We start from the raw sequence: 25,968 nt of genomic DNA, 5'->3' as shown, positions 1-25,968 counted from the left end.
TGATTATATACTCTTAAATGAGGAGAACTATCGTAAATGTGACAAAAAGGATAATAAAGCCTCATTAAATCCTTCAGGGTTCTCCAGATTACTCACATGACCGGCATTTCTGATCATGACCTGCTTTGCCGAAGGAATAGCTTCCAGCAGTTTGTTTCTAAGCCCTGTATCCGCATCGCCGGTTAACACCATTACAGGAACGGTTACTTTAATGGTCTTTAATCTGCCCGCCAGATCATTGCCCAGCAAAAATCTTGGTTCGTGATGTTGCGGTTGCCATGCATCCCATTTGTAGATCATTGTCCATAGTGGCCTCCTTAAATTTTGAATAAGCTGTCCATTTCGGATGGTTAATGCATCAAACCATTCCCTTTTCCTGGCATCTGCACCTTTTAACTGCCATGCTTTTATCCGCGAGGTCTGGTTGTCCCATTCTTCTTTTGTCCATGGCCGGGAGGGGCCATTTACGCTAAAAAAATCACCACTTGCTGCCGTTGCTGTTAAAATCCGTTCCTGATAAAGGGCAATGAAATCTGAAACGATAAAACCGCCCAGTGAAAGCCCGACTAGATGTGCTTTCTTAATTTTCAGATAGTCAAGCAATGCAGCAAGGTCATCGGCATGCAAGGTTTTTTGTGTTTCGGAAGGCATAGATGACCAGCCATAACCACGCAGGTCATAACGGATCACCCTGTATTTTTTAGACAGTTCAAAAAACTGCGGATCCCATGCGGTACGGTCAAAAGAATGCCCGTGAATCAGTACCAGTGGTTCTCCCTTTCCCGTTTCCTCATAATACAGCCTTCCCTGCTCAGGCGCGTTTATATAACCATGTTTCACTTCCCGATGTTCAGCCTGGTCCAATACATCCCGAACCAGGAAAGGTAACACCGGACTGCCTAAAAAAGAGTTGAAACCGTTTTTCATCTGGCTGATTCTTGCCAGGAAAAAACCATAAACCCCATTCTTTTTATCAATCCAGGGATATGCCCCTGCCCAACCCGGACTGCTGATCAGCGTAGCATTGCCATTTTCATCAATCTCCTCACGCCATTCGCCCAAACCGTAAATGTCATTTCGTGGATTTGCCCGGGCATTGGCCACATACTCCCCGGGCGAAACTTTGGTCTTTCCAATCTGATCGGCCTGCATTTCTTTGATGGCCTTTTGGGTTAAAATGCTTTTTCCATTGAATGTTCCGCTATTGCTGATCATATGGAGGAAATTTGCATAATCCTGTAAACAGGTTCTGGCGCCCCCACCCAACATAGGGCTGTGTCCAGGCGTGGTATCTACAGGCGTAAAATGTGTAGCCTTCATTTGCAAAGGTCTGGCAATTTTTTCCTGAAAAATAGTTTCCCATTCTTTCCCGGTAGCCAATTCTGCCATACGGCCTGCCACCTGCATGGCTAAACCACCGTATTTGAATTTAGTGCCGGATATGGTATCTGCCGGCAGCTTTAACAATGCTGCAACAGATTCGGATAAGGTCTGGTAATTGTCGGTCTGGTTTCCTTTAGGCTGATAATCCGGATAGCCTGCTGTATGTGAAAGCAATTGGCGTAAAGTTGCCTGTCCCTTTACATCTTTAAATTCGGGCAGCCACTTATTTACCTGGTCATCCCAGGATAGCTTTCCCTCATCCACAACCGCTGCAATGGTGGCTGCTGCCAGCCACTTCCCCGCAGAGGCGATATAGGCTACCGTTCCGGCATTATAATTTCCATAGTATTTTTGATGGATAACCTGATTGTTTTTTACCACAATGACGGCTGATCCTTTGTAATACCCGCTATCTACCCAACCTTGTATTTTAAGGTCAAAGTAAGAAAAATCGTATTTACCGGGTTTCAGTTTTTGTTGTCCGGATGCGGTTAAGGCAAACTGCAGCAAAGCAAGAAAAATCACAACCGTTATGCGTGTCTTCATAAACATACCAAAGTACTATGTTTTAACCTTATGACAGCTAAAACTGAATGATATACTCCTATTTCCAATGTTTCTTTTATTCTTATGCAAAAATATTCAACACGTCAAAGAACTTTTCGAGGCGTTTCTTTGACCTGGGCTATCTAAAATTTGATTCCGAAAAAGGCGTATTCATTTCCAAAGAACTTCAGGCCTACTACGATCTTGAAAATACGGGCAGTAACCAAATATCACAAGAAATTGCAGCAATTATAACAAAGCACTTAAACTGTTATGAGCATGTTATAACTATAAAACACATTTTTTTTTATAGATTTATGCATTATGAATAAGTCTAATAGAAGAAAATTTATTGGAACAGCTGCTGCCCTTTCAATTGGATCAATCGCAACAGCAATGCCATTAACAAGTATGGAAAAGAAATATCCGGTAATACATCACGTATTTTTCTGGTTAAAAAATCCAGATTCAAAAGAAGATCGTGATCATCTGGTTGCAGGAGTGAGAACACTTTCAAAAATACCTACAGTCCGTGAAATACATGTCGGCGTTGTTGCCAGTACCGAAAAGCGTGATGTTGTGGACAATAGCTGGGGTGTATCTGAGTTGATGTTCTTTAGTGACCTTGAAGGACAAGCAACTTACCAGACGCATCCAATACACCTGGAGTTTATTAAAAATTATAGCCATTTGTGGGATAAAGTAATTGTTTACGACATCATCGATGCCTAGCTCGCAATCCATTTGATCTCTAACTTCACATTCGGGATTTAATATGCATAGGTATCTTTTAGCAGAAACCGAAATTTGCCTAAGTATCCCGAATAGTCGTTGTACCGCTTAGCATCAACAAAGCCTTTGAATAATTTTTCTATATTTATATAGGTATTGCAAGCCTGTTGGCTTGGTGTTGAAAGGGGGTTGGTATGGTATTTACCCTATCCAACCCCCTCAGAATACCCCTTCAAAAACCATTGAACCTGCACGTCATATTAAACCATCTACTTATCTATTCTAAACCAATCGAAATCTGCATAACCACCGGTGCGCACATCGGGCTTGCTGATACAAAACAAACCTACTTTTGCACCGATCCATTTATCTGGCTGGGCCTTAAAAGCAATTCCTATGGGCTTAAAACTAATGCCATCTTCACTATAGCTGAATGTACATGTGGCATCAGGAGCTGCCAACTGCAGCCTTAAATATACTTCAGCACCTGCTATCGCCTTTTCTTCGATCAGGCTTTCTGAAGAACCATTCAAAGCTTCTTTACAAAGTACCTGGCTTACTTTATATCCTTTTTCATCTTTTGATATAGATAAATATGCATAATCATTTCCCATGACCAGCAATCCGGCTTTCTTACTTTGCCAAACATCCCATTCTGTGCTAAACTTAACTTTTGTGGTGGCGGTAAAATCCGGAGCCGGCAGTTTTTGCAGCAGCAAATTTGGTACCGGCCATAAGTTTACAGCATCCTTTGGAGTAGGGTAGGCAAACAGGCGCAGATAACCCGAATTCCTGATCTGAGCACTCCACTGTATTTTTTCATTGGCATGCCATTGCCATTGCAGGCCTGGTTCTTCGCCATTAAATTTATCGCTTTCTGCGGGGGTAACCAAAGGGTAAACCTTACCCACATCCGGCTTTTTAAACGAAAGTACAGGCTCTCCCTTACCATCGCCATCTGGGTCTGATCCTATTACCGGCCAGTTGTTTACCCATTTTACAGGCTGCAAATGTAAAATACGTCCGTAAGCAAACTTATCCTGAAAGTGCAGGAACCAGTCTTCTCCTTTTTGCGTGCGCACCAGTGCCCCTTGGTGTGGCCCGTTTATTGCCGTTTTTCCCTGGTCCATCACAACCTTTTCCTCGTAAGGCCCATAAATATTTTTCGACCGCAAAACCAGCTGCCAGCCAGTGGCTACCCCCCCGGCCGGGGCGAAAAGGTAATAATAGCCGTTGCGTTTATAAAATTTAGGTCCTTCTACTGTATGGTGATGTTCGTGACCATCAAACACATGTTTCCCTTTTCCTGTAACTTGTGTGCCAGCGCTGTTCATTGGATAGATAGTTAACAAGCTATTTACACCAGCCCGGCTGCCTGCCCAGGCAAGAGCCAGGTAAGCTTTGCCGTCATCATCCCAAAAGGCACTGGGGTCTATTAATCCCTTTCCGGCCATTACCAATTCAGGCTTGCTCCATTCTCCGGCAGGGTCTTTGGCTTTTACCATAAAAATCCCAAAGTCTGGATCAGGGTAGTAGATGCGGTATGCTCCATGATGGAAAATTATGCTCGGTGCCCAAACGCCTTTACCATGTTGGGGGGCATTGTATGCTTCTTCCGGTTCCTGTTTTTTTAAGGCATGATTAATTAACTTCCAGTTCACGAGATCTTTAGAATGCAAAATGGGTAAGCCAGGAACGCAGTTAAAGCTGGACGCGGTCATATAATAATCATCACCTACCCTAATGGCATCCGGATCCGAATAATCTGCATAAAGTATAGGGTTTTTATAGGTGCCATTGCCTTGATCTGCTACCCAAACTTTGCTGATATCCTGTGAAAAAACAGGTAGCACATGGCTTAAAAAGGTTAAGCAAAGCAACAGGGGATTAAAGATCTTCTTCATTTTATTTTTTAACATATTACTGTAGCAAAAGATCTAATGTTTTACCTTATAGAATTTATAGCCAAAAAGAAAAATCACCAGGTAACAGATGATCGGCGCATAATATGCACTGGCGATTCCTGCACTATCTGCAACTGCGCCCATGATAAAAGGGAAAAACGCACCTCCAACCACACCCATTGATAAGAATGAAGCTGCTTGCTGTGTACGGGCGCCCAGATTTTTAAGTCCAAGACTGAATATCGTCGGAAACATGATACTAAAAAAGAAATTTATCATCAGCAATGCGATGAAAGATGGCCATCCCAGGCTCTGCGCTACAATGATGCACATCAGGATATTACCCAAAGCAAATGAAGCCAACAACTTGTTTGGTGCAATTACCCGCATCAAAAAGGTACCTATAAAACGACCAGCCAGCATCATACCCATAAACAACACCATGTAATTCCCGGCTTCTGCATCAGTAAAGCCCATTTTTTCATGACCATAATTGATAAAAAATGCCCATGTTCCGGCTTGAGCAGCAACATTAAAGAACTGAGCGGCAACCGCCCAGACGAAATGTTTATGATCAAACAACTTTTTATCCGGAGCGATATCGATATTTACCGCATCAGCGTCTGCCGCAGCAACGGCATGTGGATCTGTTGTAGGTGGTACCTTAACAAAAGAAAAAGACAGCGCAACCAATAAAATAACTACCCCAATTACGGCATACAATACTTTTACAGAGGTTAGATCTGTACTGCCCGCTACATTATTGCGCAATAGAAAATAGCTGCCAATTGCAGGCCCCAACATTGCACCAACTGCGTTAAAAGATTGGGCAAAATTAATGCGCTGGTCGCTCGTGCGCTGATCACCCAGCGAAGCCACAAAAGGATGCGCAACGGTTTCCAGCGTTGATAATCCACATCCTACAATAAATAAAGCAACTCCGAAAAAAGCAAAGGAGGAAATGTTCGCCGCGGGTACGAAAAGAAAAGCCCCTGTAGCAAAAAGCGATAAGCCTAATAATACCCCCTTTTTGTATCCAAAACGCTTCATAAATAATCCTGCGGGGATACCCATTACAGCATAAGCGCCAAAAACTGCGAACTGCACAAAAGCTGATTGTGATTTGGAGAGGCTCATGGTATGTTGAAAATGTTTGTTCAATACATCGGCCATGGTGATGGCGATGCCCCAGAACATAAAAAGGGAGGTGACAAAGACAAGGGTAACCATAAATTTCTTGTCCGTAAAGGCAGCTTTGGTTGTGAATTCGCTCATTTTATTTTAATCAGGTTATTTAGTTGATCTGTTACTTGGGTTGCAGCCAGATGGACTGTCCGCCTGAAGCTTTTAATTTAATTTCGAGTACAGTGCCTGCGTTCACTTGTTTGGTTTCCACACCAACTTTAGTAGCCGTATTCACGTTATCATTATCACTATAAATCTTAGCAAGGAAAGTTTTTCCCTTTGGTAAAAAATCAAATTTTAATTTTATACTTCTCGCTGCTGTATTGGTAATTGTACCTATGAACCACTGGTTGCCGCTTCTCCTGGCAACGCTTACGAATTCTCCTGGAGTGCCTTGTAACACCTTTGTTTCATGCCAGGAAGCTGGTATTTTATCCCAGAATTCCAGCTCGGGTTCGTTTTGGTAAAAGGATGGCTTATCGTACCAGTATAGGGTTTGCAATGGACTGAAATAGATAGCCGCCAATGCAAGCTGATGGCCATGGGTAGTTTTAATCCGCCTATCAAAATAGCAAATGGTATAATCTGCCGCTCCCGCAATGTAACGGGTAAAAGGCATCACCGTATTATTGGTAGCATCAGGCATTTCTTCATTTCCCCGTATACCTTCCGAAGTCATCAGGTTTGGCCAGCTGCGCTGTTCACCTGTCGGCCGCCAGTCATCGTGAATATTTACCATAATCTGGTTAGCCGCTGCCTGTTGTATGGCTTTCTCTACCCAGGTAGTCCAGCGGTGAGAACCGGACTGCACAAAACCAAATTTCACACCTGCCACTCCCCATTTTTTATAGATGGAGAACAAGCTGTCACTTTGCATTAACAGGGCCTGCTGGTTCACATACAACCATATACCAATCCCTTTTTCTTTTCCGTATTTTATAATTGCAGGAAGGTCAAAATCTTTAATGGCAACCTTTGAAGCATCAGAACTGAAGCTAAAAGCAGGCCCATACCATTTCCAGTCGAAGAGGATATATTGCAAATTCCGGGCAACTACAAAATCAATGTTTTCCAGGGCATCTTTGGTGGTCTGCGACATTACCCTTATGATCTTTCCAGGTTTGATCCAGCTTTCATCTTTTATTTTTGATGGCTCATTCAGGTTCAGGATGAGGTGATTGTTCTCCGCAAGTTGTGCCGGACTTTCTGCCACCATAATTACCCGCCATGGTGTAGCAAAAGGTGAGATCAGATCGGCTGGAGTGAACATCGCTGTCTGTATGGTATTGGCCTTTGTTGTACTCAATTTGAACTTGGTACGTGCATAATCTACCATTTGTGCTTCGGCCAATACGGCATGCAGTCCGTTTGGCAATTCCAGTGTCAAAGGCCGTTCGGCTTCATACCCCCAATTGCTTAAGGGCAGTTTCTCATAAGGTGCCTGTGCCCATTTGGCTACCCAGGCCTTTGTACCTTCAGGCAAGGAAAACTCTGTGTTCTCTGACGTGATCCTGTAATAAGTTCCTTTTTCATTTTCGGGAAAGAAGAAACGGAAAGCTATACCTTCATTATAAGCCCTAAGCTCAATATTCATTAAATAAATAGGATTGTCATCTTTAACGGTTTCAATTGTTACTGCGTTAAAATGATCACGAATGATTTCATTTTCACCATATACAGGTTTCCAGGAAGTATCTTTAGTGGAAGTTATGATCCTTTTAACCTGCAGGTTCTCGAACCATCGCTGGCGTTTATCAACAGGAAGGGCCATTGCACTTTCAGATAAATGGTTATCCAATTGAAGTTCCATTACCGATTCGGAGATAACAACTTTATCTTTATAGCTTACCTGGTAATAGCAGGTTCTTTTACCAGCAGCATCGCTTTTCTGATAAAATTTAAGGGCAGTACTTTTATCCGGCGAAAACAGGTTGGTTTCTGTACCCTTTACCACTTCTTGTGCAAATGAGAGGTTACAGCTAATTAAAACAAGAAAAAGGCATTTGAATAATCGGGTCATCGTTTCTAATTATGTTTATATGAGGTAAACTAGGAGCTAAGATTCGTATAAATACTTAAGCCTTTCTGAAGTTTTTTGAGTCGTAATAAAGCCTCGATGTAATAGTAATCGGCATAGATAATGGAAGCATCTATTTCCGAACCGTTAGGCTTATGCCCGGTGGAGTGTAATAGAAAAGCACTGTTCTTTTCCCTGCTTTGGTACTGTCCAGATGACAAAGAGATCAGCATCTGCTCTGCCTTTTTACGATATACTTTTGCTTTAGCCTTATTCTTCGTTAGTGTGGAAAGCTCTAGCAAGGCTGAAGCAACAACCCCGGCCGCGGAAGCATCACGGGGCACATTCGGAATAGCCGGATCATTAAAATCCCAATACGGGATCAGATCGGCTGGCAAGTCTTTTAAATAAACATCGGTTACCTTTTCGGCGAAATCCAAAAATGCCGGGTCTTTGGTTTCCCTATAGCACATGGCATAGCCATATATCGCCCAGGATTGCCCTCTGGCCCACATCGAATCATCTGCATATCCCTGATGAGTTACTGCTTTAATTTTCTGTCCTGTTTCTTTATCATAAACCACCGCATGATAGGATGTATAATCTGGTCTGAAATGGTTTTTCATGGTAGTTTTGGCATGTGATACTGCAATATCATAGAGTCTTTTACTGCCGCCGTTCTTTGATGCCCAGAACAATAGCTCCAGGTTGATCATGTTGTCTATGATCGTATTGTGTTGCGGCCATTCCATATTGGCTACTGGCCTTGGCCAGGACAAAATAGTGCCTACTTTAGGATTGAACAGTGTTGCCAGGGTATCGGCAGCAGCAAGTATGATCTGCTTATATTCCGGATTCTTTGTTAAACGGTAACCATTACCAAAGCTATTGAAGAGCTGAAAGCCAAGGTCGTGGTCAAAAGCTTTCATCATAGAAAGTGGGGTAAGTTCCCTTGAAAATTTATCGGCCTCAGTTTTAAATTTCAGTTGATGCGTACCTTCATAGACATACCAAAGTACTCCAGGCCAAAAACCGCTGCACCAATCTTTATACCCGATAAAACGCCATTGTTTTTGGCCCTGTTCGATGTTACGGGGAATATTAATGCTGTCGGCAGGTATTAGCTTCAGGGTTTTATCAGCTTGAACAGCACAATAAGCTATTGCTTTTGAAGTATTTAACTGGGCATTTCCATCGGAAAAAATAAATAAAAGTATCGCAGTTAAAAACAGGTTTCGGAAAACGGTCATGATCGGTTAAATATGTTTTAACCTTATGACAGTTAAAGCTGGATTATATACTCATATTTCCTGCTTTTCTTTTAAGAAACATCATTATGCAACTATTTTAAGTTCCAGTATACCACATACCTTTCCCTATGGATGTCATAAAGCGGACGTAATACTACCCCCTCCTTTAAAGTTTTGAAGGTAAGTGGTTTCCCACTTATTGGTTGGATCGCAACATTTATATTGTCCTTCTTTAAGGTAAGTGAACTCACAATTCCTGAGGGTACCTTATAGTCGTAGGTATAATAGTCATTGTACAATTCAGGATTTGAAAAAGGTGCCGGGGCTTTCATACCGGAGGTGCCCATCTTTCCTGCCAATACAATTGGCCCGTAAGCTATTGCAGCTACGTCAGGATCATCATTTGTAGCCAAAACACGCAATGACATTGGATAATTCAGTTCTACCCGGTCGCCGGCTTTCCATTTCCTGCTGATCAGTACATAACTGCCCGGGTTTTGCTTCACTGGTACAATTTTGCCATTTACTTTCAATACGGCTCCATTAAGCGCCCATGAAGGATACCTGATCTGCAATCCCATTTGCGAAGCAGGGCTTTGCAGAATGTTAAACCTGATTGTTCCGTTTTCGGGAAAATTGGTTTCCTGTTTCAATTTAAAGCCCTTTTCTTTCCAGTTCAGTTCTGAGGCTATAAAAAGGTTAACATACACCTCATTTTCAGTATGGTAATAGATGGCTTCGCCATATTTTGCCTGGTTCTCAAAGCCACTCCCTACACAACACCAGAATGAACTATCGGGCGTACTGTAAACTTTATGAGCGCCCGGAAGCATGGGTAAAAAGTAGGAAATCATACCTGAACCGGGGTCTTGCTGACCTAAAATGTGGTTGTATAGGGCTTTTTCATAATAGTCTGCATATTTAATGTCGGCTGTATGCGAAAACAGATGTTTAGTTAGCTTCAGCATATTGTATACATTACAGCTCTCACCTGTGTATCCTGTTAAATGTGCCGACTGCTGATCTGGTTTAAAGAACTTTTCTTTATCGCTATTACTCCCGGTCGCAAAGGAATGATGATCGTTAACCGTTTGCCAAAAGAAACTGGCAATTTTATCTCCATCTCCTTTGCCTTCTATTTCATAATCACGGCTCAGCCCTATCAATTTAGGGATATAGGTATTGGCATGTTTTTTCTCCAGAATATCTTTGCCTTCCTTCAGGGGATCAAGCATTTCATTATGATAAAAGAATTCTGCGAGCCATTTGTCCCCAGGATTACCGGTAATAGAATAAAGGTTATAAAAGGACTCATTGATTCCTCCAAACTCATTGCGCAACATTAGCGTTCGTTGTTGCGGGCTTACGGGCTGCAATTTTTGATAAGCCCATGAGGCCATTTTTTTAACTACTTCGAGTGCCAGTTTATTATTGCAGTACAGGTACTGATCAATCAATCCGCTATAGATTTTATGTAAGGTATACCAGGGGGCCCAAACCCTTTTGCCTTCCATGTTCCTGTTGATCAGCTCCTGTGGGAAAGCACTGAGGTATCCATCCTGATTTAAAACCTGTTGCACCTCGGCCAGGCCGGTTACCAGGCTGTCTGCTTTAATTTTATACTGTTCATCACCTGTTGAGGCATACATTAAAGCCAGCCCTGATAAGATATGCCCTGTAGCATGCCCTCGTAACTCACAGTCCAGTGATTCCCAGCCGGCAAGTTTCTTTATTTCAAAATAACCGCCTTCATTCGCATCATATATCCCCGCATTGGTTCTAAAACCATGTAGCAGACGCTTTGTGGCTATACCCGCTAACCATTTTTGCTCACGCTCCATGTTTTGTTTAAAGCGGCTGTCCAGTAACCGGACGGCTTCCAGGTCAAAACTGTATACAGCAGGTTTTAATTTGTCTACTATGGCAAATTTACCTTGATGCTGGCCGGGATAGTGCGACTGCGCATACAAAACAGCAGGAAACGTCAAAGTCAGCAAACAGCCTATCAATCTAATTTTTTGTATCATCGTCATATATTTTTTATTCCTGCACAATCATCATAGCCAAACCACCTTTTGCCTTTATTTCAAATGAAAAACGGTCTCCTTTTTTCACAGAAATGTTCCGCTTTGAAATGCTTCCATTGGAGGCATCCTCATAAATGGTAGCCGTATATTTTTTCCCCCGGCTAAGAAAATCAAATGCAATGCTGTCTTTCCAATCCTGGAAACCAGCGGCATTACCTATAAACCAGGTGTCGCCTTTACGACGGGCCACGCTGATACTTTCGCCGATTTCGCCACTCAGATACTTTGATTCATCCCATGTTGTGGGCACCTCCCTGAAAAATTCTATCTCGTCCCAATTGGTATAATCCAGGGGTCTTCCATACCAGAACATGGCCTGAAGCGGACTAAAATAAACAACGGTAAGCGCAAGCTGCTGGGCTTTACTGACTTTGATGTTTTTGCTAAAACTATTTTTAGGATTAGGAAAGCAAAAGGTAAAATCAGCAGCGCCCGCCAGAAACCTGGTATAAGGTAAAACTGTGGTATGAAAAGCATCAGGGCTATTTTCGTCACCTCTTATACCTTCCTGGCTTAGCAATTCCGGAAAGGTTCTGCTCAGGCCTGTTGGTTTATAATTGTCATGGATATTGAGCATCAGCCCGTAATCGTTCACTTTTTTAATGGCAGAACTTAACCAGCTCAGGCCCTTCTGGCTAAAGCCGTCTATAAATCCAAACTTCATGCCCGCCACACCCCATTTTTTATACAGTGGTAAAATTTCATCCAGGTGATGCTGCAGGCCAATGTAATTAACATATAAAATAACCCCTATGCCATTTTCTTTTCCATATTGAATTACTTTTTGCAGGTCTATTTCAGGAATAGCCACACGGGGATCGGATGAGGTTGCGCGCTCAGGCCCATACCAGCCTGCATCGAACATAATGTGCTTGAAGTTCATTTTCCGGGCAAAATCTATGCAATCCAGTCCACTTTGCGTATTCAGTTGCGCCCTGATCAGCTTTCCGGGAACAATACTTTCAGGAACCGCTCCTGTTGAAGCCGGGTTCAATTTCAGATAAAGATCACTGTATTGGTGCAAGCCAATAGCAGTGTTGGAAAAACTTATCGTTCGCCATGGTGTTTCAAAAGCAGCAGGAAATTTAAGTTCCTGATCCCGTGGAAAAACGATGTGGAGCGAATTGGATTCATTTCCCTTTGCCAGCTCTGCTTTGGTGTAATCGAGATTACCGGCCTCGCCTACGCTCATGTAAATATTTCCGTTTGTTAAGGTGGCTGGAAAATCACAGCTGGTCGTTAATGAATCCACATCAACTGGCGTAAAAACAGATTCATGATGATATTGATAGATTTTATAGGGTTGGGTAAAATTAAAAGCCGTGAGTTCTCTTTTTACCACGCGGTTCTCCATATCATCTTGTCCGGGCAAAATATACTTGAAAGCAACCGCCCCATTAAATACCCTGGCCAAAAAACGATACTTAATGGCTCCGGAAATACAGTTTAGATTCATTTCATTGTAGTTATTCTCCACAAATTCATTTTCCCCAAGTGGCCACCTGAATTTTTCGGTATGCTTTTTTTGAACTGTATTGGTTACAGAGCTCTCTTTGCCAATTACAACATTGCCCAGGTCCAGCCCGAGTTCAGACCAATTGACAACAGTTTTCCCCTCATAGTTGAGCATATATTGCATGTCTCCATCGGCATTTACAGTGAAAATGACCTCAGTTAATTTATCAGGAGAGTTCACTTGGTATGATTTCTTAAGCTGCGAAAAAGCTGCTAAGCCGGTAAAAAATAAAAACAGTATCAGGAGGGAGAAAAAAAGTTTAATGTTCCGTATCATTATAAATGTTTAACTGAATTATTTTCTATTATTTATTTCCTGGATTGTTGAATGTTAATGTACCGAATGCAGGCTGGTCCCTGTCGTATCCTTCAGGCCTGATTTTTTCAATCACCTGTTTTGTAAAAGGCATAGCTAAACCTTTACGCCGAACGTAATGGTTATAAACCATCTCATATACCGGAATAAAATTCCCTCGGCTAATGGTTGAGATTTTAGTCCAGTCGCTATATTTACCAGTAACATCTTTCCAAACGACAAATGGGACATCATCGTTTCCAAGGTTGTATTTTGCTACATATTCAAATCCCTTCAGTAACCTGTTGTGGAGTGCCCTATACAGATCATCTCCCTGGTTCCAGGCAATTTCACAAATTGAAGCAAGCCCTCCTAAACCAAGTTGTGAATGCCCCTGATCACGGCCACTTTCCTGGATCTGGCCTGTATCATTGATGTAATTTTTTATTGTTCCATTGTCATTGCCATTGGTGTAAAAGTCAACAGCCTTATTGTACATCTTTTCATCGTTAAAATAGATCGCTGCTCCAATATACATTCGGGTTACTATTGCACCCCAGTTTCCATTTGTGTATGCCTTAGCCTGATAGAAGCCATCACATACCGGGAGAAATATTCCGGTAATCATTTTATTGATTTTAGCAACCTGTTCTTTTTTTATGCCACTATTGGAATGTAACAATAGTTCCATGGCATTCACAATTTTTGAGCCTTCCAGACCCGCAAGTAAGGGTGCGTCATTTGTTGCAGGAATTGTCTTTAAAACATCTGCGTAAGCTACCAGCACCTCGATAGCTTTTTTTGCATGTTCTTTATTTTTAGTGATGGCCCACATTAATGCATTCAAATATGCTGCGCTAAAATCCATTTCCATTTTACTTTTGGTAAACCGAAATTCACCATCACGGGAAATGGTTTGAAATGGTCCGTTTAGCTGGTATGATGGGCTTGCACAGGGATGTGCAGCTAGCAAGAGGTATGACCCATATCCAGGCAAGGTTTTATTTTGTACCACACCCTGCATGCTGTTCAATGAGGCTTGGTTATGTAAAATTCCTGGATGAACAAAAGTGCGCTGGCCTTTGACGCTCATTGCAGCCAAAAAAAATAAAAGGAAAAATAGCTGTTTTTTCATGTGCTGGAATTCATTTCGTTAGCCTATATGACAATAGAATTTCGTTTACATACTCATAGCTATGATTTACAGAAAATGCTAATGAGCATTGTTTTGATCTGGATCATTGGTTTCTGCTCTCTTACTGTTGCCAGGCTCACCAGCGTTCTGTTTTGAAGCAATTTGTTCCGCTATTTTTTGCCAATGCCCATTTATTTTTTCAGCTGAAACTGCTTTCTTTTTAAAAGAGAATGGTAATTTTTGTTTGGAAGGATTATTTCTCTTCATATTGATATAACAGCGTAAATTAATTTACATACTCATATCTTCCCAAATTTATTTGATTCTATCAAATAATCCTATAAAGATTTAAGTCCTGTCTTTCTTTGAAGAAATCTAAAAGTATAAATTTTATTTTCTTACCCCCTGGGTATTACCTCGTCAATACGAACAAGGTATCCAGGAGCTGATAAGCAGCCCATTATAAAATATAATTGAATATGAATTGCCCCAAAGCGGATTTACTGAGTTTCAAAATATTGTTCAGATGGACGAATTGTTTGCTATTTTTGTACATATGACAGCCGAACAAGTAGAAGATTTAGCAAACAGACTCCACGGGTTACAATTACCAGCAGCCCCATTTGAGCTTTATCCGGGTACCATCATCGCAGATATAGAAGCCTTTATAGAAGCTCAGCTCATTATGTTGAGACACAATCCTGAAACGAAGACATCACAGCCCGCAGCCTGGCGGCTGCTGAAGTTTCTGGAACTGGTAGAGCCGATGCAGTGAGGTCACCTGGGGTCCAAACTGGAATACCAGTTTACCGGTTGCGACCTTAACCTGAACCCATCACTTTCCACATGATAAAGAATCAATGGAATACTAAAATCAACAAGGCGATCCATCTTCAAAGAGAGGGATTCTGAAAAATCCAGACTGGAGATCCCCTCTTTTAGATAAATATAGATCACTGTAGCAGTTTTAAACTCAAAACGTTCAATCTTTCCTGGCCATTCTGCCCTGATCCTGCTCAAAAAGGCCGGGATTTTCTTTTTTTCTTTTAGATCTTCCATACGCTTGAAGAATTGATTACCTAAATTTAACCAATTAAGCCGAAAAACATCAACTGTAACAAATCCTATACAATAGGATTACTTATTCCTGTATTTATACGGGAAACATGATTTTCATCAACGCCATTTTTTTTGATGGGGAAACTTCGATTTCAACACCGTCATCCATCTCTAAAGTCCCACCCTCTCCCTTTCTATATTTTACAACAAGATTAAGATTGACAATTACAGAGCGGTTAACACGTAAAAAATTTTCATCCTGTAAAATGCTTTCATATTCTTTGAGTGTCCTGGAAACCATAATGGTCTTAGCATCCTGTAAATAAAATATACTATAGTTACTCATGGCCTCAACTCTCCTGATACTGCTTTTATTTATAAAGTAAATGCCTTCTGCGGTTGATAAGGCAAGTCTGTTGAGGGCCGAGTTCTGATCTGCTGAGGAAGTCCGTTTCATGCCACCTGCAACCCGTTTTTTGAGTCTAAAAATAGCGGTATGCAGTTCATCCTCATCAATTGGCTTAACCAGGTAATCTACAGCACTCAAACGTAGCGCTTCCAGCGTATAGGTATCATAAGCAGTGGTAAAAATAACCTGAAAATTAAAAGATCCAAGTTTTTCCAGGAATTGAAAACCATTTAATCCGGGCATTTCCACGTCTAAAAAAAGCACATCAGGATCCAACTCGACAATTTTTGAAAGCGCTTTAAAAGGATCATTGAAAATAGCCTCTACCTGCAGTTCTTCCGCAAATGCTTCCAGTTTACGGTTTAGCAGCGTACTTCCTCTTATTTCATCATCTAATATGACCGCTTTTAGCATGATTGATGTTTTTTGATATATTAAATCTCGTCTTTTTATGGTTACTGTACAAGTTACTGATAAAACCCACTCGAACCTTATTTTTACTGAAAGGGTATAATCATTTCTGAATCTTCCCTGGTTAAACCCATAGCCACCTGGTTGTGTTCATCAGGTGCGCTGAACCCCATATAGTCCTTACCGTCCAGTCTTCCTTTCCAGGCTCCCTTGGCGATTTCATAAAAAGTTCCGGTTTTACCAGCTACAGGGTTAAATGTCCAGGTATCTGTAGTGAATTTTAGCTCATAATTAGTACCGTCTACACTTTTGAAGGTTTTACCCTTAAAACCTGGAAAGTCACTTAGCCAGATCACCGCAATAGGCATTGTTATAGAAGGGTCATTCAGATTTTGATATTTGCTTGAACCCATAATAACCACCCCCTTTTCATCCCTTTTTAAATTGAACTCGTAAACAAATTTGCCATCCTCGTCCGAATCGAAAGTAAAACGATTATCTGTAACCGTAATGGCCCGGATCCTTCGTGATTGTACACCATCCATTGTCGCCATTACCTCATTTCCCGATTTGGCAAAATGAAATAACTTTGGCGGGACGTTTGCCGCCGGAGACTTAAAAGCGACGACGATCTGATAACCTACCAGTTCGTCTGTTATGATCGGTTTAGGCTCCGGTTTAGGTTCATTACTGTTTTTTTTACAGGCCGTAAAGCTGATCAGCAGGAGTATCGAGGCCACAATGTGTGTTGTTTTCATAAGGATGATTTTATTTTAACAATTCGGTTGATTTTAGTTTAAATGTGCAGCTAAAATCAAGTACTTTTTCCTGGAATGAGTGCATGGGGGCTATGGATGAGCGAACATCCATTTCTGTTTAGCCTGGCTTACTGGTATTCAGGAGAATATTGTGTTATTTTGAATTGTTGCTAATGAATAAATCATCATGTTTATGAAATCATTGATTAAAACTGTATTCATCTTGCTTTTCCTGATGGTTGTCCAGAGGGCATATACCCAAAAACGCGGACTGGCTGCCATCGACTCTATGAAGGCACAATCAAAAACACTTCGTAATTCAGATACCAACGGGATAAAGACCATTTACCGGATCTCTGATCTATATAAGAATATAGACGGTGATTCTGCAATGCGCTACTCAAATATTGGTTTGGCACTGGCAAAAAAAGCAAAATGGAATAAGGGTATTGCTGCATTCTATGATGGCATTGGCAGTCTGTATAGTAATAACAGCAACTATAATAAGGCACTTCAATATTACAATGCTTCACTCAAAATTAATCAGCGTATTGGTAATAAAAGAAATATGGCGGGCAACATCATCAACATCGGCTCCGTTTATCAAAGGCAAGGCAATGACACCAGGGCACTTGAATACGACTTTAAAGCGTTAAACATTACAGAAGCTATTGGAGAAGCACCCTGGACCGCATTGCTGTACGCCAATATCGCTGATATTTATTTTGCGCAGGCAAATTATGAAAAATCGCTTTTTTATAATTTTAAGGCTTATAAAAAGGCTAAGGAAACAGGTGATCAGAACAGGCTCGCCGATGCTGCGGATGGAATAGGGAACATTTACCTGGCAAAAAGACAAACCGAAAAGGCCAATGGTTATTACAGGGAGGCCCTGAAAACTTACGAAAGCATAGATCATAGAACAGGCGAAGCGATTGTGCTTTCGCACATTGCATTGCTGCACGAGCAGGATAAGGATAAAAAACTGGGCTACTTAATGATGGCACAGCGGCTCTTCGATGAGATCAATCCGCTGCATGCCAACTCGATAAACAATTTGGGGACTATAGGCAGTACCTACGCCAGTATCCTCATACACAAAACAAAGGACGCACGTAAAACTTATCTTTACATTCCCGAAAGCTATGATCACATTGCCCAAAAAGCAGCCTTTTTTTTGAACAAAGCGATAGCTGCGAGTAAACAGGTAGGAGATAAAGATAATTTAGGTTCCTTCTCCGAAGAGCTGGCCCTGTTACAGGAAAATAGCGGACAATACCAAGAAGCGCTAATAAATTATAAGAAGTCCCGGCAGATCAGCGATTCCCTATATTCACAGGAAAGTAAAAACAAGATTGCTTCGCTACAGGCGCAATATGCTTTTCAGAAAAAAGAAGATGGTTATAAGCAGCAGCAACAGTTAGCAAAGTTAAAGATGAAGCAGGTTTATCTTTATGGGGCATTAATTATTATATTGGTCAGTTCAATTTTGATTTTTTTATTAAATCGTTCCCGTATCAGTCAGCTCCGGCTAAAAAATGAACTGCAAAAGAAAGAAGCTGAAGAAAAAACGAAGGAATTGTTGCATAGGAACAAATTGTCAGAAAGTGAATTAAAGGCAATCAGGGCACAAATGAACCCTCACTTTATTTTTAATGTACTCAACTCCATCGAATCCTATATCGTAGAAAATGATTCAAAGACTGCCAGCAGACTGGTACAGAAGTTTGCTTCTTTAAGCAGGCTGATCCTGGAAAACTCTACGCAGAGTATGGTTTCGGCCGACAGGGAATGGAAAGCACTCCGGCTGTATGCAGAACTGGAGGTCATGCGTTTCAATAAACAGTTTAGCTGTTCTTTTCATGCCGATCCATCAATTGACCTTTCCAGATTAATGTTGCCGCCCATGCTGGTACAACCGTTAATTGAAAATTCCATACATCATGGCATGCGAAATTCAACTGCCGAAAATAACGCCATTACGGTACATCTGGAACAAACTGAAAGCACCTTGTTCTTTACCATAGCCGACAATGGAATAGGCATGGATGAAGCAGGGAAATTCAAAACTTTTTCGGCCATCAAAAGTAAATCGATAGGCATTTCTTCTATAAAGGAACGGATAGAGATCTTTAATCTGATGAATGAAGGACAGCCAGCCAGCTTCGATATACGTAATAAACAACCGGAAGAGGGAAACGGCACGATTGCGATACTGACGCTGCCTAAGGTTATCAGGTAACAGGCTTCATCGGGTGTTAATAAAGCGCAATGAAGCCTGTCAATGAGTATCGCTGCTAACCTTGTTTAAAAACCTTTTCCAGTAAAGTCTTGGTTTTCCTGATGCCTTCATCTTCAGAGAACCCGGCACCGGAGTACTCAATACCTACTATCCCCTGCCATTTTGCAGCTTTAATGATCTTGAACATGCGACTGTAATCAATATCGCTTTCCTCACCATCAGCGTTAAATTTCATTGTTTTAGCACTTACTCCTTTGGCATAAGGCATCATTTCTTCAACCCCAAGATATCTATCGTATTCCTTGCCACCACCCAGTGCAAAGTTTCCAAAATCCGGCAAAGTTCCACAATAAGGGCTATTAACGCCTTTAATCACCGATGTAAGCCATTTCCCGTCGGAAGAGTAACCGCCATGATTTTCTACAATAACATTGATTTTGTTCTTTTTACCATATTCAGTTAACCGGCCCAAGCCATCAATGGCAGCTGCCTTTACTGCTTCGGCAGTTCCCTTACCTCCCGCATTTACCCTGATGGTTTTGCAGCCAAGATACTTAGCCGCATCTACCCATTTATAGTGGTTCTCTACCGCGGTAAGCCTCACTTTGTCATCTGTATCACCAAGATTGCCTTCACGGTCTACCATGATCAGGTGGTTCTGGATCCCTTCTGAATCAGTACGGTTTTTTAATTCTTTGAGGTAGGCTGGATCTTTCTCTTTCTTATCAAAAAATATACTTACATATTCAACAATATGAATGTCAAAATCCTTTTTAGCTTTCAACGGAAAATCAAGGTTATCCAGTTTTTTAGCTAATAACGTATTGTGTAACGACCATTGGGCCAGAGAAATACTGAAAGACTCTTTTTTAAACGCACTAAAAGCATCTAAAGGCAATAAAGAAGCAAGACCTGCTCCCGCCGATAACATTCCTAAATCTTTAATAAAACTTCTGCGATCTTTTGTTTCCATGATGTGTGTGTGTTTATTTTGAGTGTGTTATGTGAAAAAATTGAAAGAAAATTTACCTTCTCTGAAGAATACGATCTATTCTCCCAATTTGACAGAAAATATACCTTCTTCGAAGCGGCATAGCGTCTTTTCATTTTTTTCAGTAAAAAAAATGAAATTATGCAGCCGCAGAAGAGAACGGTTTATTTTCCCTTTTTATTAAAAAACGTATTAAAATACAACAACTGGTATTTAATGGCATTATTCCAATACGGGCCATTATGCGCACCCGGTCTGATGATAAAATCGTGGGGAATATTGCTATACTGCAATTGCTCATGAAGTTTCATATTTACCTCGTAAAAGAAATCCTCTTTGCCACAATCAATGATCAGGGCAAGACGGTTAGGAACCAATAAATGAATCATATTTACAATTGTATTTTCCTTCCAGCGTTGCGGAAACTTATCATAGTCACCCAATCTTTTAGCAATGTTCCAGTTCAGCGGGAAAGGTGTAAAATCAACCCCACCACTCATACTGCCCGCAGCACCAAAAACATCCTGATGTTTAAAAGAAAGGTACAGCGCACCATGTCCGCCCATACTCAGACCGGTAATGGCCCTTGCTTTCCGGTCTTTGATCGTTTTATAATTCTTATCGATCCAGTTCACCAGTTCGGTAGCCACATAAGTTTCATATTTCCATTCCGGATCTACAGGACTATCAAAATACCAACTGGTTACATTACCATCAGGACAGACGATGAGGGTTTGATACTGATCAGCATATTGCCCAAGCTCGGGTGCAATATTGATCCAGTTGGCATAATTGCCCCCGGCACCATGTAACACATATACCGTTGGATAACTATTGCCCTCCTTATAGCTATCCGGCGTAATCACTACAGCCTTAATATTTTTTTTCATCGATGCACTGTAAGTTTGCACCGTATCTACCTTAGCAGCAAAAGTTAGCTGTGTGCCAAGCAGCCATACCAGGCACAAAAGAAAAAGAGATTTTCTCATTTTTTAGATTTATTGATTTATCCATACGCAGGCGGCACCAACCAATGCAGCATTTTCCCACATTTCGGTTTGCCTGATGATTACTTTTTTATTTACAATGAGCTGTTCCAGCTTAGGCATAAAATGGTCCCATGTCCGGGCGATGTTTCCACCAATTACCAATAATTCAGGATCCTCATCAGCTATAAAATCATTGATAAAACTGCCAAGGTTTATGGCAAATTCATCAAATATTTGATTCTTTATTACAGGCTCGGCAACGTTGAGCAATTCTTCAACATTCTTTATATCAAATCCTGTAAGCTCACGATAGCGTTTTAAAAACCACCTCGTAGAAATGTATTCCTCCGCATTTTGATCCAGAAAAGGCAAGGCCGCACGGTTAACATCCATTGGAGCACCTTTACAATTACTGGCCGATCCCAAACCCGTACCCAGGGTTATGCCAATGGCTTTTTTTACAGCCGACGCAGCGCCAGCAGCAAGCTCACCACGTAAAAAGGCCTCCGCATCATTAATAAAAATAATATTTTCCAAGGGCACATTTAAATCCCTGGATAAAGCATCGCCTATATCTATACCATACAAAGCATCATATTTCTGGACTCCTTTAAATAAGGCGATGCCATTTTGATAATCAAAAGGACCAGGCATAGCAATGCCTATTTTAATTTGCCCGGCTGGAAATCCAGCCAGTAAAGGCGATATCCCTTCTACCCACGAATTTAAAATAATAGCAGCCGTTTCCTTAGGCGCTACACGCTGGCGTTTCAAGCTGTCTTCCAGCACATGGTATGCTGAAGAATCAACATGTGCAGCAGTGATATGGGAGCCGCCTATATCTACCCCAATAAAGGGCAATGGATTGTTTAAAATCATGGGATCTGTTTAAAATTTGGTTCCGTTTCTCAAATAAAGCTAATTAATGTGCTTTATTAAAATCTTTTACCATTTTTTATCAGAAGCGCCAATAGATTCTAAAAAACATCTTATATTCCCTCAAATTTTCAATGGGATTTTTAAATTTTATTATTGGAGCCTGCTCTTTTCTGATACTCCTGTTTTCTATTCATTTGCTGTATGCAAATCAGGGAAACAGGTTACTAAACCGTTTTTTGTCTATTATTTTATTTGCCAGGTTTGGTCAAATCATCATTTATCTGCTGATTACTAATAATGAGCTGACCTACTTCCCGTTTATTCAAAAAATATATACACCATTTTATTATGCTGCACCGGCTTGTTTTTACCTTTATATTACCGGATTCATTAAAAACCGCTCCGATATCGGAAAATTTGGCTGGCTTCATTTTGCGCCTGCAGTGCTCTCCATTATCCATGTATTGCCCTGGCATTTTTCATCATCCGTAAATTGGAATGAAGTTGCCGATCAGATCAAGGGCAACAGACAACTTTTTATTACAGAACAAACAGGCTTGTTCCCTGCCTATTTTCAATATGCATTCAGACCTTTGTTAATCATCAGCTACCTCACGGCAACATGGATTGTAGCTTTAAGATCAGGCATTATCCAGCAGAGGAACTGGAACAATATCAGCAATATATGGGTGTTCTTTTGCCTTATTGCCGGTGCAGTTTTTCAAATGCTCAGTATACTTCCCTTAGTATTTGGCGGGCTGCAGCTTGCAGCAGCATTTTATCCCTGGTACATTTTTTTAAACAGTCTGACCTTATTGACAGCAATCAGCTTTGTACTTCATCAGCCAAAGTTGCTGTATGGGTATCTGCTGGTAGCTGTAAACTGGAGAACTACCTCGCTCGAAACAGACTTAACGGAAACGACAACACCGGCCACATTATCAAAAAAAGCCATCTTATTACCTGAACAACTCAGTGTTTATGCCAATGCCATGAAAATGCTGATGGAGACGGAAAAACCTTTTCTAATACCAGATTTTCAAATGATCCACCTGGCCCAAAAGCTAAATATACCTGTTCATCATTGTTCTTTTGTGATCAACAATGTAATCGGGAAAAATTTCCGGGACTGGATTAACGCTTACCGGATTGAAGATTTTATGCAGCAGCATACACTAAAAGGGAATAAAATGACCATCGAAGCCATTGCTTATGAATCTGGTTTTAAAAGCCTCGCTACATTTTATAGCGCTTTTAAAAAAGAGACCGGATTAATACCTAAGGCTTATTTTTCTGACTTAAAGCGTCAACAGATCTCATCTTAGTTTTTTCTTTTTTATACAACCCTTGAATGGTTAAAGAAATTTGGCTGTTCATTTTATTCAAAATGTAACGATATAAATACATTTGCAGCAATCATTCCCAAACTGTTTTCGAATTGCGTTAAATGCTATAAATGACTTTGTCATTTACAGGCATCATGCTATCGATCGATTTGGGAATTTTTATTTGTACCAGATATGATTTGAGCCGTATTCTTTCCACGGAATATTGAACCGAACAAGCTCATAAAAGATCTGAAACAACAATGACCACTCTGGTTAGGGAAGGGTGGTAAATACTGTTTATGGAGACGTTATAATAATAAAATGAAAAGAATCATTGTAAATGGGATAATGGTGTTCATTGCATTTACCAGTGTCAACAGCAACGCACAAAATATAGGCCCGGCAACACTGAATGCCGCCGGAAGCAATTATTTGTATAGTGGCATTATTTACGAATGGAGCATAGGCGAAATAGCTGTTGTGGAAACCATGAGTAACAGTAGAACTATTGTTACTAACGGTGTGCTCCAACCTCTTTTTCCCGATCCGCTACTTAACGAAGTCAAAACGATTGTCGCAACCAATATCCTTTCTCCCAATGCAGACGGAGATAATGATACCTGGATTATTGAGGATATTGAAAAATATCCAGACAATGAAGTAACAGTATTTGACAGGTCCGGCCGTACAGTATACCACACTAAAAACTACAAGAATACCTGGAACGGAACGCTTTCTGGCCTTCCCTTATCAGAAAACACCTATTACTATCTGATCAAACTTAAAAAAGGCAATCGTTATGTTATCCAAAAAGGTTACATCACCATCGTAAATTAGAATTCTTTCATCTAAACATATGCTTCAAAAACATCAAAAACGCACACTTTTATTCTTATTTTTATTTAACCTTGTTGCGTGTTGTAATTTAATGGCACAACAACTTCCGCAGATCAATTACCAAGGTGTCGCAAGAAAGGCAGATGGCACACCGATCATAGAACAGGCCATTACACTTAAGCTAACCATTAGAGACGGAGGAACAACTGGCACCAGTGTTTATTCCGAAACCAGGCGAAGAACAACCAACAAGTTTGGTTTATTTACTGCGGTTATTGGAGGTACCGATGCCCTGTCACAAAGTGGTACTATGGCGGGTATTAACTGGTCTACAGGAAATAAATTTCTGCAGGTAGAAATGGATCCTGCAGGGGGCAGCAGTTTTATAAATATGGGCACATCACAGCTACAATCGGTGCCTTATGCCATCTATGCTGGTGCAGCTACGCCAAGTGGAACGGCGGCTGGCGATTTAAGTGGAGCATACCCCAACCCTACTGTGAGTAAACTCCAGGGATTTAGTATAAGTATTACAGCTCCGGCTACCGGACAAATATTAAAATGGAATGGTAGTGCCTGGGCACCGGCAAATGAGTCGGCAGGAACAGGAACAGGAGCACCGGGCCCACAGGGACCTATTGGGTTAACTGGTCCGGCCGGACCACAGGGTGTTCCTGGTCAAATGGGTTTAACAGGTGCAACAGGCCCTACTGGTGCTACGGGAGCAACAGGAGCCGTTGGCCCAATCGGAGCTCAGGGGGCGACCGGTGCAATTGGATCACAAGGTTTAGTTGGGCCTCAGGGTCCGCTTGGATTGACGGGAGCAACGGGGCCGCAGGGGATTCAGGGACCAATAGGTTTGACAGGTGCAACAGGACCACAAGGTATTCAGGGATTAATTGGTGTGACAGGATTAATTGGACCAGCAGGTGCCGATGGTGTAACAGGGCCGCTTGGATTAACCGGAGCTACCGGACCACAAGGCTTGCAAGGTATTCAGGGATTAATTGGTGTGACAGGACCGATTGGACTAACCGGAGCTACCGGACCACAAGGTATACAAGGACCAATTGGATTGACAGGTGCAACAGGATTAACGGGACTAGCAGGTGCCGATGGTGCAACCGGACCAATTGGATTAACCGGAGCTACCGGACTACAAGGCTTGCAAGGTATTCAGGGATTAATTGGTTTGACAGGGCCTGCAGGAGCCGATGGTGCAACCGGACCAATTGGATTAACCGGAGCTACCGGACTACAAGGCTTGCAAGGTATTCAGGGATTAATTGGTTTGACAGGGCCTGCAGGAGCCGATGGTGCAACAGGACCAATTGGATTAACCGGAGCTACCGGACCGCAAGGAATTCAAGGACCAATTGGATTGACAGGTGCAACAGGATCAACGGGACCAGCAGGTACTGATGGTGTAACAGGGCCGATTGGATTAACCGGAGCTACCGGACTACAAGGCTTGCAAGGTATTCAGGGATTAATTGGTTTGACAGGGCATGCAGGAGCCGATGGTGCAACAGGACCACAAGGTATACAAGGATCAATTGGATTGACAGGTGCAACAGGATTAACGGGACTAGCAGGTACTGATGGTGTAACAGGGCCGATTGGATTAACCGGAGCTACCGGACCACAAGGAATTCAAGGAATTCCAGGAATAAACAATTTAACTTCACTTGGATCCATTAGCAATAGTCCTGAAGTTAATGGAGCTAGTCTTAGTGGAGGCGTTTTAACGTTAGCTGCCGCTAGTGCAGGAAACGGAGGAGTAGTTACAACCGGAAGCCAAACCTTTTCGGGCGTTAAAGCCTTTACAGATCCAATCGCAGGTAATATCACAGGAAACGCCGCAACTGCAACTACAGCAGTAAATGCAACTTTAGCTGCAGAAGCAACCAAGCTAGCCACAGCAAGAAACATCAACGGTGTAGCTTTTGACGGAACAGCGGATGTAACTATACCTGCTGCAGCAGCAGGTTTAACCGGTACAACATTACCAACAAA

The 25,968-nt window shown here is 41.6% G+C and carries 20 protein-coding genes and 1 pseudogene; 6 read left to right on the top strand and 15 right to left on the bottom strand.

The features are described from left to right. Positions 1-27: 27 nt before the first annotated feature. Positions 28-1,929: an alpha/beta fold hydrolase gene (locus R2Q85_RS23375; RefSeq protein ID WP_316814228.1), complete on the bottom strand. Its 1,902-nt coding sequence runs from the start codon at positions 1,927-1,929 to the stop codon at positions 28-30. A gap of 324 nt (positions 1,930-2,253) precedes the next feature. Between R2Q85_RS23375 and R2Q85_RS23370 the strand changes: the two genes are divergently transcribed. Further along, complete coding sequence (locus tag R2Q85_RS23370) at positions 2,254-2,661, top strand: Dabb family protein (protein WP_316814227.1); 408 nt, start codon at positions 2,254-2,256, stop codon at positions 2,659-2,661. Positions 2,662-2,930: 269 nt separating this feature from the next. Here the strand turns inward: R2Q85_RS23370 and R2Q85_RS23365 are convergent, their stop codons facing one another. From R2Q85_RS23365 to R2Q85_RS23330, 8 genes are all read right to left on the bottom strand, one after another. Further along, a complete protein-coding gene (locus R2Q85_RS23365; RefSeq protein WP_316814226.1) occupies positions 2,931-4,565 on the bottom strand; it encodes a glycoside hydrolase 43 family protein in 1,635 nt (544 codons plus the stop codon). A 33-nt stretch (positions 4,566-4,598) separates the two neighbouring features. Next, positions 4,599-5,840: an L-fucose:H+ symporter permease gene (gene fucP / locus R2Q85_RS23360; RefSeq protein WP_316814225.1), complete on the bottom strand. Its 1,242-nt coding sequence runs from the start codon at positions 5,838-5,840 to the stop codon at positions 4,599-4,601. A gap of 31 nt (positions 5,841-5,871) precedes the next feature. Then, positions 5,872-7,770 (bottom strand): glycoside hydrolase family 97 protein, encoded by a 1,899-nt coding sequence (locus R2Q85_RS23355; RefSeq protein WP_316814224.1) that lies wholly within the window; start codon positions 7,768-7,770, stop codon positions 5,872-5,874. Between the two features lie 29 nt (positions 7,771-7,799). Then, positions 7,800-9,017 (bottom strand): glycoside hydrolase family 88 protein, encoded by a 1,218-nt coding sequence (locus tag R2Q85_RS23350; protein WP_316814223.1) that lies wholly within the window; start codon positions 9,015-9,017, stop codon positions 7,800-7,802. A 92-nt stretch (positions 9,018-9,109) separates the two neighbouring features. After that, positions 9,110-11,044: a glycoside hydrolase family 127 protein gene (locus tag R2Q85_RS23345; protein ID WP_316814222.1), complete on the bottom strand. Its 1,935-nt coding sequence runs from the start codon at positions 11,042-11,044 to the stop codon at positions 9,110-9,112. Positions 11,045-11,057: 13 nt separating this feature from the next. Continuing rightward, on the bottom strand, positions 11,058-12,896 hold the full coding sequence (locus R2Q85_RS23340) for a glycoside hydrolase family 97 protein (protein ID WP_316814221.1): 1,839 nt from the start codon (positions 12,894-12,896) through the stop codon (positions 11,058-11,060). A 28-nt stretch (positions 12,897-12,924) separates the two neighbouring features. After that, a complete protein-coding gene (locus tag R2Q85_RS23335) occupies positions 12,925-13,938 on the bottom strand; it encodes an alginate lyase family protein (RefSeq protein ID WP_316814248.1) in 1,014 nt (337 codons plus the stop codon). Positions 13,939-14,127: 189 nt separating this feature from the next. Continuing rightward, positions 14,128-14,316, bottom strand: coding sequence for a hypothetical protein (locus R2Q85_RS23330; RefSeq protein WP_316814220.1), 189 nt, complete (start codon positions 14,314-14,316; stop codon positions 14,128-14,130). Positions 14,317-14,605: 289 nt separating this feature from the next. Here R2Q85_RS23330 and R2Q85_RS23325 point away from each other — a divergent pair, with 289 nt between their 5' ends. Next, complete coding sequence (locus R2Q85_RS23325; RefSeq protein ID WP_316814219.1) at positions 14,606-14,824, top strand: DUF6965 family protein; 219 nt, start codon at positions 14,606-14,608, stop codon at positions 14,822-14,824. 2 nt (positions 14,825-14,826) lie between these two features. On the opposite strand, the gene R2Q85_RS23320 is transcribed toward R2Q85_RS23325, so the two are convergent. The 3 genes from R2Q85_RS23320 to R2Q85_RS23310 all read right to left on the bottom strand — a co-directional run bounded on the left by R2Q85_RS23320 (position 14,827) and on the right by R2Q85_RS23310 (position 16,686). After that, positions 14,827-15,108, bottom strand: coding sequence for a hypothetical protein (locus R2Q85_RS23320; RefSeq protein ID WP_316814218.1), 282 nt, complete (start codon positions 15,106-15,108; stop codon positions 14,827-14,829). A 94-nt stretch (positions 15,109-15,202) separates the two neighbouring features. Further along, positions 15,203-15,931 carry a LytTR family DNA-binding domain-containing protein gene (locus R2Q85_RS23315; RefSeq protein WP_316814217.1) on the bottom strand — a complete coding sequence of 243 codons (729 nt, stop codon included), beginning with the start codon at positions 15,929-15,931 and terminating at the stop codon, positions 15,203-15,205. An 83-nt stretch (positions 15,932-16,014) separates the two neighbouring features. After that, positions 16,015-16,686, bottom strand: coding sequence for a hypothetical protein (locus R2Q85_RS23310; protein ID WP_316814216.1), 672 nt, complete (start codon positions 16,684-16,686; stop codon positions 16,015-16,017). Between the two features lie 193 nt (positions 16,687-16,879). On the opposite strand from R2Q85_RS23310, the gene R2Q85_RS23305 reads away from it, so the two are divergent. Further along, complete coding sequence (locus R2Q85_RS23305; protein ID WP_316814215.1) at positions 16,880-18,928, top strand: histidine kinase; 2,049 nt, start codon at positions 16,880-16,882, stop codon at positions 18,926-18,928. A 55-nt stretch (positions 18,929-18,983) separates the two neighbouring features. On the opposite strand, the gene R2Q85_RS23300 is transcribed toward R2Q85_RS23305, so the two are convergent. The 3 genes from R2Q85_RS23300 to R2Q85_RS23290 form a co-directional block, all read right to left on the bottom strand. Continuing rightward, positions 18,984-19,901 (bottom strand): sugar phosphate isomerase/epimerase family protein, encoded by a 918-nt coding sequence (locus R2Q85_RS23300; protein WP_316814214.1) that lies wholly within the window; start codon positions 19,899-19,901, stop codon positions 18,984-18,986. Between the two features lie 182 nt (positions 19,902-20,083). Beyond that, positions 20,084-20,908, bottom strand: coding sequence for an alpha/beta hydrolase family protein (locus tag R2Q85_RS23295; RefSeq protein ID WP_316814213.1), 825 nt, complete (start codon positions 20,906-20,908; stop codon positions 20,084-20,086). Positions 20,909-20,917: 9 nt separating this feature from the next. Continuing rightward, positions 20,918-21,787, bottom strand: a complete 870-nt coding sequence (locus tag R2Q85_RS23290) for an ROK family protein (protein WP_316814212.1) — start codon at positions 21,785-21,787, stop codon at positions 20,918-20,920. A 236-nt stretch (positions 21,788-22,023) separates the two neighbouring features. Between R2Q85_RS23290 and R2Q85_RS23285 the strand changes: the two genes are divergently transcribed. From R2Q85_RS23285 to R2Q85_RS23275, 3 genes and pseudogenes are all read left to right on the top strand, one after another. Continuing rightward, positions 22,024-23,112, top strand: coding sequence for a helix-turn-helix domain-containing protein (locus R2Q85_RS23285; RefSeq protein WP_316814211.1), 1,089 nt, complete (start codon positions 22,024-22,026; stop codon positions 23,110-23,112). A 324-nt stretch (positions 23,113-23,436) separates the two neighbouring features. Next, entirely contained in the window at positions 23,437-23,952 is a 516-nt protein-coding gene (locus R2Q85_RS23280) for a gliding motility-associated C-terminal domain-containing protein (RefSeq protein WP_316814210.1), read from the top strand. A 91-nt stretch (positions 23,953-24,043) separates the two neighbouring features. Beyond that, a pseudogene (locus R2Q85_RS23275) lies at positions 24,044-25,968 on the top strand (hypothetical protein); the annotation flags it as partial.

Source organism: Pedobacter heparinus, assembly GCF_032678725.1.
In the GTDB taxonomy this organism is placed as follows: domain Bacteria; phylum Bacteroidota; class Bacteroidia; order Sphingobacteriales; family Sphingobacteriaceae; genus Pedobacter; species Pedobacter heparinus_A.
Note: the sequence above shows the minus strand (reverse complement) of the source record. Positions and strands in the feature narration are given on the sequence as shown.

What these genes read in the sequence shown, in the direction of transcription:
- R2Q85_RS23375 (WP_316814228.1), bottom strand. Translation starts at nt 1,929, where the DNA reads ATGAAGACACGCATAACGGTTGTGATTTTTCTTGCTTTGCTGCAGTTT.
- R2Q85_RS23370 (WP_316814227.1), top strand. Translation starts at nt 2,254, where the DNA reads ATGAATAAGTCTAATAGAAGAAAATTTATTGGAACAGCTGCTGCCCTT.
- R2Q85_RS23365 (WP_316814226.1), bottom strand. Translation starts at nt 4,565, where the DNA reads ATGAAGAAGATCTTTAATCCCCTGTTGCTTTGCTTAACCTTTTTAAGC.
- fucP (WP_316814225.1), bottom strand. Translation starts at nt 5,840, where the DNA reads ATGAGCGAATTCACAACCAAAGCTGCCTTTACGGACAAGAAATTTATG.
- R2Q85_RS23355 (WP_316814224.1), bottom strand. Translation starts at nt 7,770, where the DNA reads ATGACCCGATTATTCAAATGCCTTTTTCTTGTTTTAATTAGCTGTAAC.
- R2Q85_RS23350 (WP_316814223.1), bottom strand. Translation starts at nt 9,017, where the DNA reads ATGACCGTTTTCCGAAACCTGTTTTTAACTGCGATACTTTTATTTATT.
- R2Q85_RS23345 (WP_316814222.1), bottom strand. Translation starts at nt 11,044, where the DNA reads ATGATACAAAAAATTAGATTGATAGGCTGTTTGCTGACTTTGACGTTT.
- R2Q85_RS23340 (WP_316814221.1), bottom strand. Translation starts at nt 12,896, where the DNA reads ATGATACGGAACATTAAACTTTTTTTCTCCCTCCTGATACTGTTTTTA.
- R2Q85_RS23335 (WP_316814248.1), bottom strand. Translation starts at nt 13,938, where the DNA reads ATGCAGGGTGTGGTACAAAATAAAACCTTGCCTGGATATGGGTCATAC.
- R2Q85_RS23330 (WP_316814220.1), bottom strand. Translation starts at nt 14,316, where the DNA reads ATGAAGAGAAATAATCCTTCCAAACAAAAATTACCATTCTCTTTTAAA.
- R2Q85_RS23325 (WP_316814219.1), top strand. Translation starts at nt 14,606, where the DNA reads ATGACAGCCGAACAAGTAGAAGATTTAGCAAACAGACTCCACGGGTTA.
- R2Q85_RS23320 (WP_316814218.1), bottom strand. Translation starts at nt 15,108, where the DNA reads ATGGAAGATCTAAAAGAAAAAAAGAAAATCCCGGCCTTTTTGAGCAGG.
- R2Q85_RS23315 (WP_316814217.1), bottom strand. Translation starts at nt 15,931, where the DNA reads ATGCTAAAAGCGGTCATATTAGATGATGAAATAAGAGGAAGTACGCTG.
- R2Q85_RS23310 (WP_316814216.1), bottom strand. Translation starts at nt 16,686, where the DNA reads ATGAAAACAACACACATTGTGGCCTCGATACTCCTGCTGATCAGCTTT.
- R2Q85_RS23305 (WP_316814215.1), top strand. Translation starts at nt 16,880, where the DNA reads ATGAAATCATTGATTAAAACTGTATTCATCTTGCTTTTCCTGATGGTT.
- R2Q85_RS23300 (WP_316814214.1), bottom strand. Translation starts at nt 19,901, where the DNA reads ATGGAAACAAAAGATCGCAGAAGTTTTATTAAAGATTTAGGAATGTTA.
- R2Q85_RS23295 (WP_316814213.1), bottom strand. Translation starts at nt 20,908, where the DNA reads ATGAGAAAATCTCTTTTTCTTTTGTGCCTGGTATGGCTGCTTGGCACA.
- R2Q85_RS23290 (WP_316814212.1), bottom strand. Translation starts at nt 21,787, where the DNA reads ATGATTTTAAACAATCCATTGCCCTTTATTGGGGTAGATATAGGCGGC.
- R2Q85_RS23280 (WP_316814210.1), top strand. Translation starts at nt 23,437, where the DNA reads ATGAAAAGAATCATTGTAAATGGGATAATGGTGTTCATTGCATTTACC.